This is a genomic window from Thalassospira lucentensis MCCC 1A00383 = DSM 14000 (assembly GCF_000421265.1).
In the GTDB taxonomy this organism is placed as follows: domain Bacteria; phylum Pseudomonadota; class Alphaproteobacteria; order Rhodospirillales; family Thalassospiraceae; genus Thalassospira; species Thalassospira lucentensis.
On record NZ_ATWN01000001.1, the window covers coordinates 278,418 to 290,843 of the forward strand.

10 protein-coding genes are annotated in these 12,426 nt (G+C 52.1%); 9 read left to right on the plus strand and 1 reads right to left on the minus strand.

Annotation, left to right across the window (positions count from 1 at the left end; translation table 11 throughout):
- Positions 1 to 49: 49 nt before the first annotated feature.
- The 5 genes from K355_RS0101315 (at position 50) to pgmG (ending at position 5,422) form a co-directional block, all read left to right on the plus strand.
- Positions 50 to 772 carry a hypothetical protein gene (locus K355_RS0101315; protein ID WP_022730309.1) on the plus strand — a complete coding sequence of 241 codons (723 nt, stop codon included), beginning with the start codon at positions 50 to 52 and terminating at the stop codon, positions 770 to 772.
- Positions 772 to 1,599, plus strand: coding sequence for a DnaJ domain-containing protein (locus K355_RS0101320; RefSeq protein ID WP_022730310.1), 828 nt, complete (start codon positions 772 to 774; stop codon positions 1,597 to 1,599). The genes K355_RS0101315 and K355_RS0101320 overlap by 1 nt, the downstream gene beginning before the upstream one ends.
- A gap of 113 nt (positions 1,600 to 1,712) precedes the next feature.
- A complete protein-coding gene (gene galU / locus K355_RS0101325) occupies positions 1,713 to 2,600 on the plus strand; it encodes a UTP--glucose-1-phosphate uridylyltransferase GalU (protein ID WP_022730311.1) in 888 nt (295 codons plus the stop codon).
- Positions 2,601 to 2,682: 82 nt separating this feature from the next.
- Positions 2,683 to 3,999 carry a UDP-glucose dehydrogenase family protein gene (locus K355_RS0101330; protein WP_022730312.1) on the plus strand — a complete coding sequence of 439 codons (1,317 nt, stop codon included), beginning with the start codon at positions 2,683 to 2,685 and terminating at the stop codon, positions 3,997 to 3,999.
- 7 nt (positions 4,000 to 4,006) lie between these two features.
- A complete protein-coding gene (gene pgmG / locus K355_RS0101335; RefSeq protein ID WP_022730313.1) occupies positions 4,007 to 5,422 on the plus strand; it encodes a phosphoglucomutase/phosphomannomutase PgmG in 1,416 nt (471 codons plus the stop codon).
- Positions 5,423 to 5,533: 111 nt separating this feature from the next.
- On the opposite strand, the gene K355_RS0101340 is transcribed toward pgmG, so the two are convergent.
- Positions 5,534 to 6,805 carry a D-alanyl-D-alanine carboxypeptidase family protein gene (locus tag K355_RS0101340; protein ID WP_028791200.1) on the minus strand — a complete coding sequence of 424 codons (1,272 nt, stop codon included), beginning with the start codon at positions 6,803 to 6,805 and terminating at the stop codon, positions 5,534 to 5,536.
- 307 nt (positions 6,806 to 7,112) lie between these two features.
- Between K355_RS0101340 and K355_RS0101345 the strand changes: the two genes are divergently transcribed.
- From K355_RS0101345 to clpA, 4 genes are all read left to right on the plus strand, one after another.
- Positions 7,113 to 7,769, plus strand: coding sequence for a hypothetical protein (locus tag K355_RS0101345; protein WP_081649450.1), 657 nt, complete (start codon positions 7,113 to 7,115; stop codon positions 7,767 to 7,769).
- A gap of 329 nt (positions 7,770 to 8,098) precedes the next feature.
- Entirely contained in the window at positions 8,099 to 9,451 is a 1,353-nt protein-coding gene (locus tag K355_RS24925) for a phasin family protein (RefSeq protein ID WP_022730316.1), read from the plus strand.
- Positions 9,452 to 9,731: 280 nt separating this feature from the next.
- Positions 9,732 to 10,058 (plus strand): ATP-dependent Clp protease adapter ClpS, encoded by a 327-nt coding sequence (clpS, locus tag K355_RS0101355; RefSeq protein ID WP_022730317.1) that lies wholly within the window; start codon positions 9,732 to 9,734, stop codon positions 10,056 to 10,058.
- A gap of 3 nt (positions 10,059 to 10,061) precedes the next feature.
- Entirely contained in the window at positions 10,062 to 12,380 is a 2,319-nt protein-coding gene (gene clpA / locus K355_RS0101360; RefSeq protein WP_022730318.1) for an ATP-dependent Clp protease ATP-binding subunit ClpA, read from the plus strand.
- Positions 12,381 to 12,426 lie beyond the last annotated feature (46 nt).

Consider the following 12,426-nt stretch of genomic DNA (forward strand, 5'->3'; position numbering starts at 1 on the left):
AGGGGCACATCATGGTGTCTGATCAAAAAGCTGAACGGATGAATTTTACTTGGCACGCAAAAACATCGTCGCGGAAACATCCAATAAGCAGGACGTCGCGGACTTTCTGAACAAGGCGCGTGGTCTTTCTGTGCAGGCCCCTGCGTCCGGTCCGGCACAGGGGCGGCTGATCTTTGCCATGGATGCAACCGCCAGTCGCCAGCCGAGCTGGGACAGTGCCACGATGCTGCAGGCAGAAATGTTTGACGCCGTATCGGGGCTTGGTGCGCTTGATATCCAGCTTGTTTTCTTTCGCGGACTTTCTGAATGTAAGGCAAGTGGCTGGTGCCGCGACGCGGCAGTATTTGGCAACTACATGACCAAAGTCAGCTGTCGCGCCGGGCATACCCAGATCGAGCGTGTATTGGCTCATGTTGAACGTGAAGCCGCGAACAAGAAGATCGATGCCTTGATATATGTCGGTGACTGTATCGAAGAAAACCCCGATGATCTGGCCCCAATTGCCGGTAAGCTGGCGCTTAAGGGGGTAAAGGCATTCATGTTTCAGGAAGGCTTTGATCGTAAGGCGCAATTTGCGTTTGGGGAAATAGCGCGGATTACCGATGGGGCTTTTATGCAGTTTGACGCCAGTGCCGTCCAAAAACTGCGAGATTTACTTGGTGCGGTGGCAAGTTATGCCGTTGGCGGGCAAGACGGACTTGCTGTTTATCAGAAAAAAACCAGATCAAATGACGTGCTGTTGCTGGGCAATCAATTGCGGAAAAAACCATAATGCAATGGTTGTTGGTCGGTATTGCGCTGTTTGTCGGGGGTGGGTTTTTCATTCGTTGGATGACCGAGGCGGAACCAAAAGAAATTCGCAAAATTGGCATGATTGTGACCATCACTTTGCTGGTGGTTTTGGCGGGCTGGATGCTGCTGACAGGCAAGATGGCTGCGATGGTCGCGGCTTTGGCCGCCGCCGTTCCGTTCCTGATTAGGGTGATGAAACTAGGCTTTTTATTGCCACTTTTACGCAAGATATTTGCGTCGTCGCGCCGGACTGCGCGTCCAGGTGGCTTTGGCCAGCATGGGCGTGGTGCCGGCAGAACGTCAGAAATCAGAACGGATTATCTTTATATGCTGCTTGATCTCGAAACCGGCCAAATGCAAGGCTCCGTGCATAACGGCACCTACGCCGGAGCAGATCTTGATAGCTTGGGGCTTGACGACCTGCGGTTGCTTTATGTTCAATGTTGCGGTGCAACTGATCAAAGCCAAGCTGTTTTGGAAGCCTATTTTGAACGTCGTCCCGATTGCTCGGGATGGCAAGGTTGGTCCAAAACAGACAATGGTAACAATGGCACATATACTGGGGGAAGCGGCCACAACGAAAACGAGAGTGGCCAATATGACAACAGGCGTTCTAGTGCCGATGATATGACTGCTGATGAGGCCTGTAAAATCCTTGATGTTACCAAAGACGCAACCCGCGAGGAGATCAATCGGGCTTATAAAAAACAGATCAAGACGGTCCATCCCGATCATGGTGGGTCAGATTATCTAGCATCGCAGCTCAATGCGGCACGAAGCCTTTTGTTACGGCTATGTAAAGATTAGCGTCAATTATGCTTACGCTTGCTTGATCCCCGTTCTGGAATCGTGGCAAAAGCATACATGCAGACAGTTCTTGATAGGGCTGGCCTGCAGCGGTTGAAAAAGGAAATTTTTGAATGTCGAAACGAATCAAAAAGGCTGTTTTCCCGGTCGCAGGCATGGGCACCCGGTTTTTGCCTGCAACCAAGGCAATGCCCAAAGAAATGTTGCCAGTCGTTGACAAGCCGCTGATTCAATACGCCGTCGAAGAGGCAATCGCAGCGGGTATCGAAGAATTCATCTTTGTGACAGGCCGTGGTAAAAGTGCGATCGAAGATCACTTTGACCGGTCTGCCGAACTTGAAGCCATCCTCAAAGAGCGCGGGAAAGAAGACGCGCTGGCCAAGGCACTTGAGATGATCCCGGATAATGGTCGCGTCACCTATACCCGTCAGGGCAATCCTTTGGGCCTTGGGCACGCTGTATTGTGTGCAAAATCGTTGGTGGGTGATGAGCCATTTGTTGTTCTGCTGGCAGATGACCTTATCCAGTCGAAAACGCCGTGCATGAAGCAAATGGTCGAAAGTTATGGCCGCACGGGCGGAAATATGGTTGCCGTCATGGATGTGCCGCGCGAAGAAACCGCGCGTTATGGTGTGTTGGAAGTCGAAGGTACGAATGGCCGTCTGGTTAGTGCATGTGGCATGGTTGAAAAACCAAAGCCCGAAGAAGCACCGTCAACATTATCGGCAATTGGTCGTTACATCCTTGATCCGGGTATTTTCGAAGTCCTTGAAAACATTCCGCGCGGGGCTGGTAACGAAATCCAGCTTACCGACGCATTGGCGGCAATGATCGGAAAAGTACCTTTTTATGGATATCGCTTCGAAGGTCAGCGGTTTGATTGCGGGAACAAGATTGGCTTCCTGAAAGCCACCATGTCATTTGCCTTGGCGCGTGAAGACATGCGCGATGACGTTCGTCAGCTTATTCATGATTTTGCTTCAGGCGAAGCAGCCGAATAATCATTTCATTTCAATTATAACCGGCCGGGATCGTCTGTTGAATTGTTCCGGCCGGCAATAACTTTACTAGGGTAAAACATCCATGCGCGTAGCAATGATCGGGACCGGATATGTTGGACTTGTGTCCGGTGCCTGTTTCTCCGAATTCGGTACTGACGTCATCTGTGTCGACAAAGATGTGGAAAAAATCGCCCGTCTTGAAGATGGCATCATGCCGATCTACGAACCTGGTCTGGATGTTTTGGTTGAAAACAACGTCAAAGCAGGGCGTCTGACATTTACCACGGACCTTAAGGTTGGCGTAAAAGATGCCGATGCAGTGTTTATTGCTGTTGGCACGCCGACCCGCCGTGGTGATGGCCATGCTGATCTCAGCTATGTCTATGCCGCAGCCGAAGAAATCGCCGAGGCGATGGATGGCTTTACGGTGATTGTGACCAAATCAACCGTACCGGTTGGCACGGGCCGCGAAGTAGAACGCATTATCCGTGAAAAACGCCCGGATGCGGAATTTGCTGTGGTGTCAAACCCCGAGTTCCTGCGGGAAGGTTCGGCGATTGGTGATTTTATGCGCCCGGATCGTGTCGTGATCGGTACCAGTGATGAACGGGCCCGCGAAGTCATGTCGGACTTGTATCGTCCGCTGTATCTGATCGAAACACCGATTGTGTTTACGTCACGCGAAACCTCGGAAATGATCAAATATGCCGCCAATACGTTTTTGGCTGCAAAGATCACGTTTATCAACGAAATTGCCGATCTTTGTGAAAAGGTTGGTGCGGACGTCCATGACGTTGCGCGCGGTATTGGTCTTGATGGCCGGATTGGTAAAAAATTCCTGCATCCCGGGCCGGGCTATGGTGGGTCCTGTTTCCCCAAGGATACGCTGGCCCTTGTGCGGACCGCTCAGGAATATGATAGCCCGCTTCGGATCATCGAAACGGTGGTCAATGTGAATACGGCACGTAAAAAGGCGATGGCCAATCGCATTGTTTCTGCATGCGGTGGTTCGGTTGCAGGCAAAACGATCGGCATTCTGGGGTTGGCGTTTAAACCAAACACCGATGACATGCGTGACGCGCCCAGCCTTGATATTGTACCGGCCCTCATTGCGGCCGGGGCGACGGTCAAAGCCTATGATCCAGAGGCAATGGAAGAAGCCAAAAAGCTTCTGGAAGGCGTGAGCTATTGCGAAAATGCTTATGAAACCATCGATGGGGCTGATGCGATGGTTGTTCTGACCGAATGGAACGAGTTCCGTGGCATGGACCTTGACCGTGTCAAAGACGCGCTGAAACACCCGACCGTTGTGGATTTGCGAAACGTTTATGATCCGGCTGAAATGGCCGAAAACGGCTTTAGATATTCCTGTGTCGGGCGCGCATCAATTGGAGGCTAATACCAATATGACTTTATCTGCTGGATACACGTTTGACAGTTCGGTACTCCGCGAATATGACGTGCGCGGCATTGTCGGAGAAACCCTGCATGCGGCGGACGCTAACGCGCTTGGCAAGGCCTTTGGGACAAAAGTACGTCGGTCAGGTGGCAAGAAAGTTGCTGTCGGACGCGACGGACGGATCAGTTCGCCCGAAATGGCAGCAGCCCTGATCGAAGGGATCCTTTCGACCGGGTGTGACGTTGTACGGATCGCCCGTGGGCCAACGCCAATGCTGTATTTTACTGTATATGACGAAAAAACCGATGCTGGCATCATGGTGACCGGATCGCACAATCCGTCAAACTACAACGGGTTCAAAATGCTCAATGCTGGCAAATCGGTGTTTGGCGAAGCCATTCAGGAACTTGGACAGATTGCCGCAAACGGTGATTTTGAAGTCGGGGCCGGGTCGGTTACCGACATTGATATCGAAGACCGGTATGTAACACGTCTTGTTGCCGAGCTTGATTGCGACGTCGCAAAGCCAATGACCATTGTCTGGGATTGCGGGAATGGTGCGTCTGGCGACGTTGTTCGTAAGTTAACCGCCCAATTGCCCGGCACGCATCATCTTCTATTTGATGAAGTTGACGGCACGTTCCCCAACCATCATCCGGATCCGACGGTTGAGGCTAATCTGGTGGACCTTAAGGCCGCCGTTGCCAAACACAATGCCGACTGGGGTGTTGCATTTGATGGCGATGGTGACCGTATTGGCGTGATTGATGGCAAGGGCAATGTGCTTTGGGGCGATCAGCTGTTGCAGATCTATGCTGCAGACGTTTTAGCACGCCAACCCGGGGCTGCGATCATCGCCGACGTTAAAGCCAGCCAGACCCTGTTCGATGAGGTCAGCCGACTTGGTGGCAAGGCAATCATGTGGAAAACCGGTCATTCCCTTATCAAAACCAAAATGATCGAGGAAAAAGCACCGATTGCCGGTGAAATGAGTGGCCATATCTTCTTTGCCGAACGGTATTACGGTTATGACGATGCGACATACGCGGCTGTGCGCCTGTACCGCATTCTGGTGCAAAGTGGCAAAAGCCTTGCCGTATGGCGGGCTGCGATGCCGGTTGCCGTCAACACACCGGAAACGCGGATTGATTGCCCGGATGATCGCAAGTTTGACCTGATCGAAGAAGTTCGCGGGCGTCTGGCCGAGGCGGGTGCCGAAGTTAGTGGCATTGATGGTGTGCGTGTCAGTACCGATGATGGCTGGTGGTTGCTGCGTGCATCCAACACGCAGCCCGCCATTGTCGCACGCTGCGAAGCTGCTGATGATGCCGGACTTGTGCGTTTGAAGGCGCAAGTCACCGATCAACTGGTGAAAAGCGGATTGTCGTCAGATGATTTCTTTGCACTTGGCGGCGGTCACTAATCGTATCGCTTCTGATACGCGCTAAGTGTGCCCTATTTAAAAAGGCCGTCAGAATGTTCTGACGGCCTTTTTGGTGTTTGGGGTTGGGACGCGAGCTGGTCTGAACTAACTTCAGCCCGCACTACCGGCATTTACCGGGATACATGCAACCTTTTCACGGCGAAGTGCCGCACAGGCGGCACGCGCCGCTGTTTCACCTTCAAAGCCAAGCAGGCGGGCACGATAGACAACGCCAGTTCCGCTGGTCTGTTGTTCAACAGCTGCACGGGTCAGGCGCAGAACATCCGGTGCAGTGCGTGCCGCTGCAAGCACCGCTTCCTGCGCACGCCGCTGGTCGCTGAAGGCGCCAACTTGAATGGCCCAGCCATCTGTTGCTGTTTCGGGCTTAATACGGCTGACAACGGTTTGGGTGTCAACACGACCGGGCTGTTCTGCTTCACGTTGCGATTCAAGTTTGGCGATCAGAAGTTGCGCATCCGCAGGCAGGATTTTCTCATCCGGGCTGAAACGTGGGCGCGGCGGCATGATTTCGCCGTCTTCTTTCAATTTCAGGTACGCCCGGTCCAGAAGCTTTTTCATCTGATCATCACGGGTACGTGCAGTACGCCCGCCAAAGACTGCCGCGATCAGGCGTTTTCCGTTGCGGTTGACCGAGGCCACCAGATTAAAGCCCGATGCATTGATATAGCCGGTCTTGATCCCGTCAGTGCCGTAATATGACGCCAGAAGATTGTTGTGGTTGCCATAAGTACGATTGCCAAAGCGGAATTTCTGGGTCGAGAAATAGTGATAGTAATCACCGTAATTTTTGCGAAGGGCGACGGCCATCGTGATCATATCGCGTGCTGTGGTCATCTGGCCGCGGTTGGGGAGGCCGGATGCATTGCGAAACGTCGTACGCGTCATGCCAATGCGACGCGCTTCCGACGTCATCATCTGCGCAAATTTGATCTCCGTACCACCAAGGTGTTCTGCGACAACCACGGCAATGTCATTTGCCGATTTGGTTACAAGGGCAAGAATCGCGTCTTTGACCGAAATGCTTTCACCCGGCTTAAGGCCAAGTTTGGACGGCGCCTGTCCCCATGCACGCTTGGACACTTTCATCGGTGTCGAAAGCGATACCTTGCCGTGATCGAGTGCATCAAACAGCATATAAAGCGTCATGATCTTGGTCAGCGACGCTGGATACACTTTGTGATCGGCGCGGTATTCATGAAGAACTTCGCCAGTGTCACCATCAATGACCATTGCCGTATACGTTCGGGCAACGGCACTTGCAGGCGCAAGAACAGTCGCACACAAAAGCACCGTCAGGCACATAAGTGCGACGGCAAAGCTACGCATGCGGTCACTGCTGCGCGACGAAGTTGATTTGGCCATTGCTGTTGGCCCTGGCAGGGTCATAAAACGCATTGTATCGGGCTCAGCTTTCGGTAATCCCCAAGATCTAAATACGAACAGTCTCGCACCGGAGGCTTAAACAAACGTTTAACGAGTCAGGATTGCGTGACATTCCATATGTGGCCTTGCATTGGCCTTATTTTCACATCAGTCTCAAGTTATATCCGCAGAACGGGAAAAAATCGAGGATCGAATGCGTAAAATAATTCTCCCATTTGTCAGTAAGATAGCTTTTAGATCCGCAGTTTTCAGCCGTATCGCCGGTGTGACCTTGGCCACATCCTTGATGGCTGGCTGTGCTTTTACACAAGGGAGCGATATCTCAAACCCTCTGACTCGCAAGGCATCCTGGTTCTCATACCTTAATGCCGATGATCTGCGCGTTGCATGTTCTGCCGGTGATGCAGAAGGTCGCATCAGGCTTGTTTACAACGCCGATTATTATAAAGAAGTCCGCAGCTTTGAAATCCAGCCGCAAGTTGGTTTTGATCAATTTAACATGGTGTCGCGCGTGTTTGGTCCGGCAGAAGTTAGTCAGATCAACGTGGATGTGAATGCTCCGCTTGGTGCGTTTGGCGGCGATGAAGCGACAGACAGACTGGATCGGGAGTCGTATGTGCGGCTGACCGATGCGCTTCAGTCAGATGGTTTTGGCTATCAGGAGCGCGATGGGTTGCGCCTTCATTCCGATGATTACTATTGGATTGCAATCGGGTGTTCGTCCAAGCAGATCACATTGGCGGCTTGGACATCGGCAAAAGATAACCTGAATGCGCTGCGATTCCCCACGGTCCTCGCCAACCTTTCAGGTATTGAGCGCGCGTTGCCACAGCCGCCAGCGGCGGACGAACCCAAATTGCCCGATCCGTTTTACAGCAAGAGTGACCGAGATGCAGACTCGCGGAATTTTTATCGTACTGTGCGAGGCAACACGTTGCGATGAACAAAGCTTGACGTCAAAATTCCGCAGATTTTGACCAAGTCCTGATGTCGGGACACAATATTTTTAAAGGCGCGTCATGTTTTGGCGCGCCTTTTGTTTTTGCATCAGGCTTGGGGGTGGGGCGCTAAGGGTTTGCAAACAGAAATGTTTTACAAAACTTCGCGGTACTTGGCGTTTCAAGGTGACTTGGTTAGGACCGTTTTCACGAAGACCTTTCGTGGAACTGTCACCAAACTGTTCTTGACGTTGGAGGGTTGTTCCATCTAGGGTTATGTTGCAATGCAACATGACATTGGGTAGTAAAGCCCAATAAGCAGGAGGTTGGTGCAATGGCTGTTTCCAAACCGAAGGCTTCTGGAAAATCACAGAAAACATCTGTCGCCGCGAAAAAAAATGCGTCGACGCCAAGTACGCAGACGTCCGGGAATCCGAACGATGTTGTGACCAAACGTGTGGTCATGACCTCGTCCGAGATCGAAGCGGCTGCAAAGAAACCCGATGACATCTCGTCGACAGGGGCAAGTGCTGCAAAACCCGATGCGTCGGCATCAAAGGACAAGGCTCACTCTGCGGAGGATGTGAAACTGATTAGTTCTGCGTCATCTTCTGAGAAAGCAGACCAAATGTCGGTTGCGAATACGCCTGACTCTGCGTCGGTGGTAAAGGTAGATGCAGACACCGGTGCTGAGGTTAAAGCCAGCCCCGCTGAGGCGTCGACGACCGCTACCCGCGCCAAGGCACCTGCGACATCATCTCCCGCTTCAAAGCAGAGCAAGCCAGTTAAATCTGCGCCAAAACCGGCCGCGAAGTCTGGTGCGGCACGAAGTGCTGCGGCTAAAAAGCCGGCGTCAAAAAAAATGGCTGCATCCAAACCGTCCCCCAAAGCAGAAAAGGTCAGTACCGTGACACAGACAACCAAATCTGCGGCGGCGGCCAAGCCGGCCGATGCCAAGGTAACCGTGCCCAAGAAAACGGCTGCGCCCGCGAAGGCCCAAGCCAGCGCATCTAAATCGTCAACGACACAGAAAACGGTAGCACCAAGCTCACCACCAAAGTTAGTGCCCCAAAAAGAATCGCAGGCACCTGCAACGGCATCCTCGCCCAAGCCCGCGGCAAAAGAGGCCCCCGAAGGTGCACCAAGCGATGTTTTTGGCATGGGTGTGATGTTTATGGATACCAATGCGATGGAAAAGTTTTTCGATATGTGGAAAACCCCCGAAGTCGATGCGATTTTCACGGCCAGCAATGACGCCTTTGAAGGCAGTATTTCGGCGGCAAATGAGGCCTTTTCGAAAATGTTTGAAACAATGACCGGTCAGTCTGATGTTTTTTCCGGTGCCGGGTCGCGGGTTGTTGCCCAGTACGAAGAGCTGATCGAAACACAGCAGAAAAACCTTGAAGAAATCTGGCACGCATCAGCCGCACTGATGGAAAAAAGTGGTGGTGTTGGGACTGAGCTGGTTGCATGGGCTCAGCGCGAGATGGATGCATCGCAGGCTGATATTGAGGCACTTTCAAAAGCTGAAAGCCTGTCAGATATTCAAGAGGTCAATGCGCGTATCCTCAACCGTTGCGTTGAAAGTGGTTTGGCCGAGGGTGAGAAAGTTCAGGAAATGATGTTTTCAGCACTTTCGGATAGCTTTTCGGCAATGAACAAGGCTGCAAATGTTGGCATGAAATAATCTAGATCTTTCTATTCGCCGGAAAAGGTGGGCATGGCAGTTGGCTGTGCCCGCCTTTTTATTTGCCAAGAATGAGATCTTTTGGCCGTTTTGCGCCGTATTATCCAATATAAAATCAGGAAGTTTGTTTCTTGATCTTGCAGCGGAACATTCACGGCTTACATGAATTCTGGATGGACAATAAATTAGTCGCCACAAAATGTGCTGCGGCCTTTGAAAGAGACAGGCAATGACCTATCATGGAGTTCATGCAGGAAATAAGGGTTCCGGTAATTAGACGATGACTGAACAGGATAATGACGGCACTGATCTGCCGAATACAGGGATCGTTACCAAAACGCGGCCTAAAACGAAAAAGCCGTCGTTGTACAAGGTACTGTTGTTAAACGACGATTATACTCCGATGGAGTTTGTTGTTCACGTGCTGGAACGGTTTTTCGAGAAGGGTCGGGAAGAAGCCACCGCAATCATGCTTCAAGTCCACCAAAAGGGTGTCGGGGTCTGTGGTGTTTTCACCTACGAAATTGCGGAAACCAAGGTCAATCAGGTCATGGATCTGGCGCGTCAGAACCAGCATCCATTACAGTGCACCTTAGAGAAGGAGTGACGTATGCTATCGCGCAATCTTGAGGAAAGCCTGCATCGTGCGCTCGCCTATGCGTCTGAGCGTCGGCACGAGTATGCAACGCTCGAACATCTTCTTCTGTCCTTGACCGAGGATCAGGATGCACTTGCCGTTTTAAAAGCCTGCCGGGTTGATGTCGATCGCCTGCGCGCCGATCTTTTGGAGTTCGCCGACAGTGAACTTTCAGGTCTGATCAGTGCGCGCCTTGTCGATCCGAAACCCACAGCCGGGTTCCAGCGTGTTATTCAGCGCGCCGCCATTCATGTTCAATCTTCGGGGCGCGAAGAAGTCACCGGCGCAAATGTACTTGTCGCGCTGTTTTCCGAACGTGAATCGCATGCTGTTTACTACCTGCAGCTTCAGGATATGACGCGGCTTGATGCGGTCAATTACATTTCTCACGGCATCGCCAAGGCGTCTGAGCTCAATGAGCGTCGCATCCCGCGTGGTGCTGACGAAGAAGCCGTATCCGGCCTGTCGCCAGAAGGCGATGAATCCGGACCGCCCGAGGGCGAAGCGCTTAAGGCCTATTGCGTGAACTTGAACGTCAAAGCGCAAAACGGGAAAATCGACCCGCTGATCGGTCGCCAAAGCGAGATCGAACGAACCATTCAGGTGTTGTGCCGTCGTACGAAAAACAATCCACTTTATGTCGGGGATCCCGGCGTTGGCAAAACGGCCATCGCAGAAGGTTTGGCGCGTCGGATCAATGATGGTGACGTGCCCGAAGTTCTGGCCGATGCGACGATTTTCTCCCTTGATATGGGCGCGCTTCTTGCCGGAACGCGTTATCGCGGTGATTTTGAAGAGCGTCTGAAGGCCGTTGTCAAAGAGCTCGAAGATTACGACGGTGCCGTGCTGTTTATTGATGAAATTCACACTGTCATCGGTGCCGGTGCAACGTCAGGCGGGGCGATGGATGCATCCAATCTACTTAAGCCTGCATTGGCCAGCGGGACGTTGCGGTGCATCGGATCAACGACCTATAAGGAATTCCGGGGGCATTTTGAAAAGGACCGAGCTCTTGTGCGCCGGTTCCAGAAAATTGATGTCGAAGAACCATCCCCGGAAGACACGATCAAAATCCTTAAGGGCCTCAAGCCCTATTACGAGGAGCATCACAAGGTTAAATACACCAACGAAGCCATTCGCTCTGCGGTGGAGTTGGCGTCGCGCTATATCAACGACCGTAAGCGTCCCGACAGTGCGATTGATGTGATTGACGAGGTTGGTGCGTCGCGGATGCTGGTTGCGCCGAGCAAGCGCAAAAAAACCGTCAGCAAACGCGACGTTGAAGAAATCGTCGCCAAGATCGCCCGCATCCCGCCAAAATCGGTTTCGACCGATGATCGCAAGGCGCTTGCCAATCTTGAACGTGATCTTAAAACCGTGGTGTTTGGTCAGGACGGCGCGATTGAATCGGTTGCCAGTGCGATCAAGCTGGCCCGTGCCGGTCTGCGTGAACCTGAAAAGCCGATTGGCAGTTACCTGTTCTCTGGTCCAACCGGTGTTGGTAAGACCGAGGTGACCAAGCAGCTTGCCAATGTCATGGGGATTGAGTTCATTCGCTTTGATATGTCGGAATATATGGAGCGCCACAGCGTATCGCGTCTGATTGGGGCGCCTCCGGGCTATGTCGGCTTTGATCAGGGTGGTTTGTTGACCGATTCTGTTGATCAACATCCGCATGCCGTTGTGCTTCTTGATGAAATCGAAAAAGCCCATCCTGATTTGTTTAACATCCTCCTGCAGGTCATGGACCATGGGAAGCTAACCGATAATAATGGCAAAACCGTTGATTTCCGGAATGTCGTTCTGGTCATGACAACCAATGCTGGCGCATCCGATATGGCCAAGCCGCCGATCGGGTTTAAGCGTGAAATGCGTATTGGTGAGGATGAAGAGGCAATCAAGCGCACCTTCAGCCCGGAATTCCGCAACCGTCTTGATGCGGTCATTCCATTCGCCAATCTGAAAGCCGATGTCGTCAAAATGGTGGTCGATAAATTCATTCTGCAGCTTGAAGTTCAGCTTGAAGACCGGAATGTTTCCATCGAACTTACCGAAGCCGCCCGTACATGGCTGGCTGAACGTGGCTATGACATTGCCTTTGGTGCGCGCCCACTTGGTCGGGTTATTCAGGAGCATGTCAAGAAACCACTGGCTGAGGAGCTTCTGTTTGGCAAGCTTTCAAAAGGCGGGGCTGTGTTGGTTGATATTGAAGATGATGCTGTTATCTTTAAGTATCCGGAGCCTGCGCCGGGTAGCAATATTCAGGAAAAAGACCCTGAATTGGCTGGTTGATGAACGAGTTAAGTCTTTTTGTGCTTGTTGTTAATGAATGACGGGT

Excerpts from the sequence above, each read along its gene's own strand:
- K355_RS0101320 (WP_022730310.1), top strand. The coding sequence starts at position 772 with ATGCAATGGTTGTTGGTCGGTATTGCGCTGTTTGTCGGGGGTGGGTTT.
- clpS (WP_022730317.1), top strand. The coding sequence starts at position 9,732 with ATGACTGAACAGGATAATGACGGCACTGATCTGCCGAATACAGGGATC.
- pgmG (WP_022730313.1), top strand. The coding sequence starts at position 4,007 with ATGACTTTATCTGCTGGATACACGTTTGACAGTTCGGTACTCCGCGAA.
- K355_RS24925 (WP_022730316.1), top strand. The coding sequence starts at position 8,099 with ATGGCTGTTTCCAAACCGAAGGCTTCTGGAAAATCACAGAAAACATCT.
- galU (WP_022730311.1), top strand. The coding sequence starts at position 1,713 with ATGTCGAAACGAATCAAAAAGGCTGTTTTCCCGGTCGCAGGCATGGGC.
- clpA (WP_022730318.1), top strand. The coding sequence starts at position 10,062 with ATGCTATCGCGCAATCTTGAGGAAAGCCTGCATCGTGCGCTCGCCTAT.
- K355_RS0101345 (WP_081649450.1), top strand. The coding sequence starts at position 7,113 with ATGGCTGGCTGTGCTTTTACACAAGGGAGCGATATCTCAAACCCTCTG.
- K355_RS0101340 (WP_028791200.1), bottom strand. The coding sequence starts at position 6,805 with ATGGCCAAATCAACTTCGTCGCGCAGCAGTGACCGCATGCGTAGCTTT.
- K355_RS0101330 (WP_022730312.1), top strand. The coding sequence starts at position 2,683 with ATGCGCGTAGCAATGATCGGGACCGGATATGTTGGACTTGTGTCCGGT.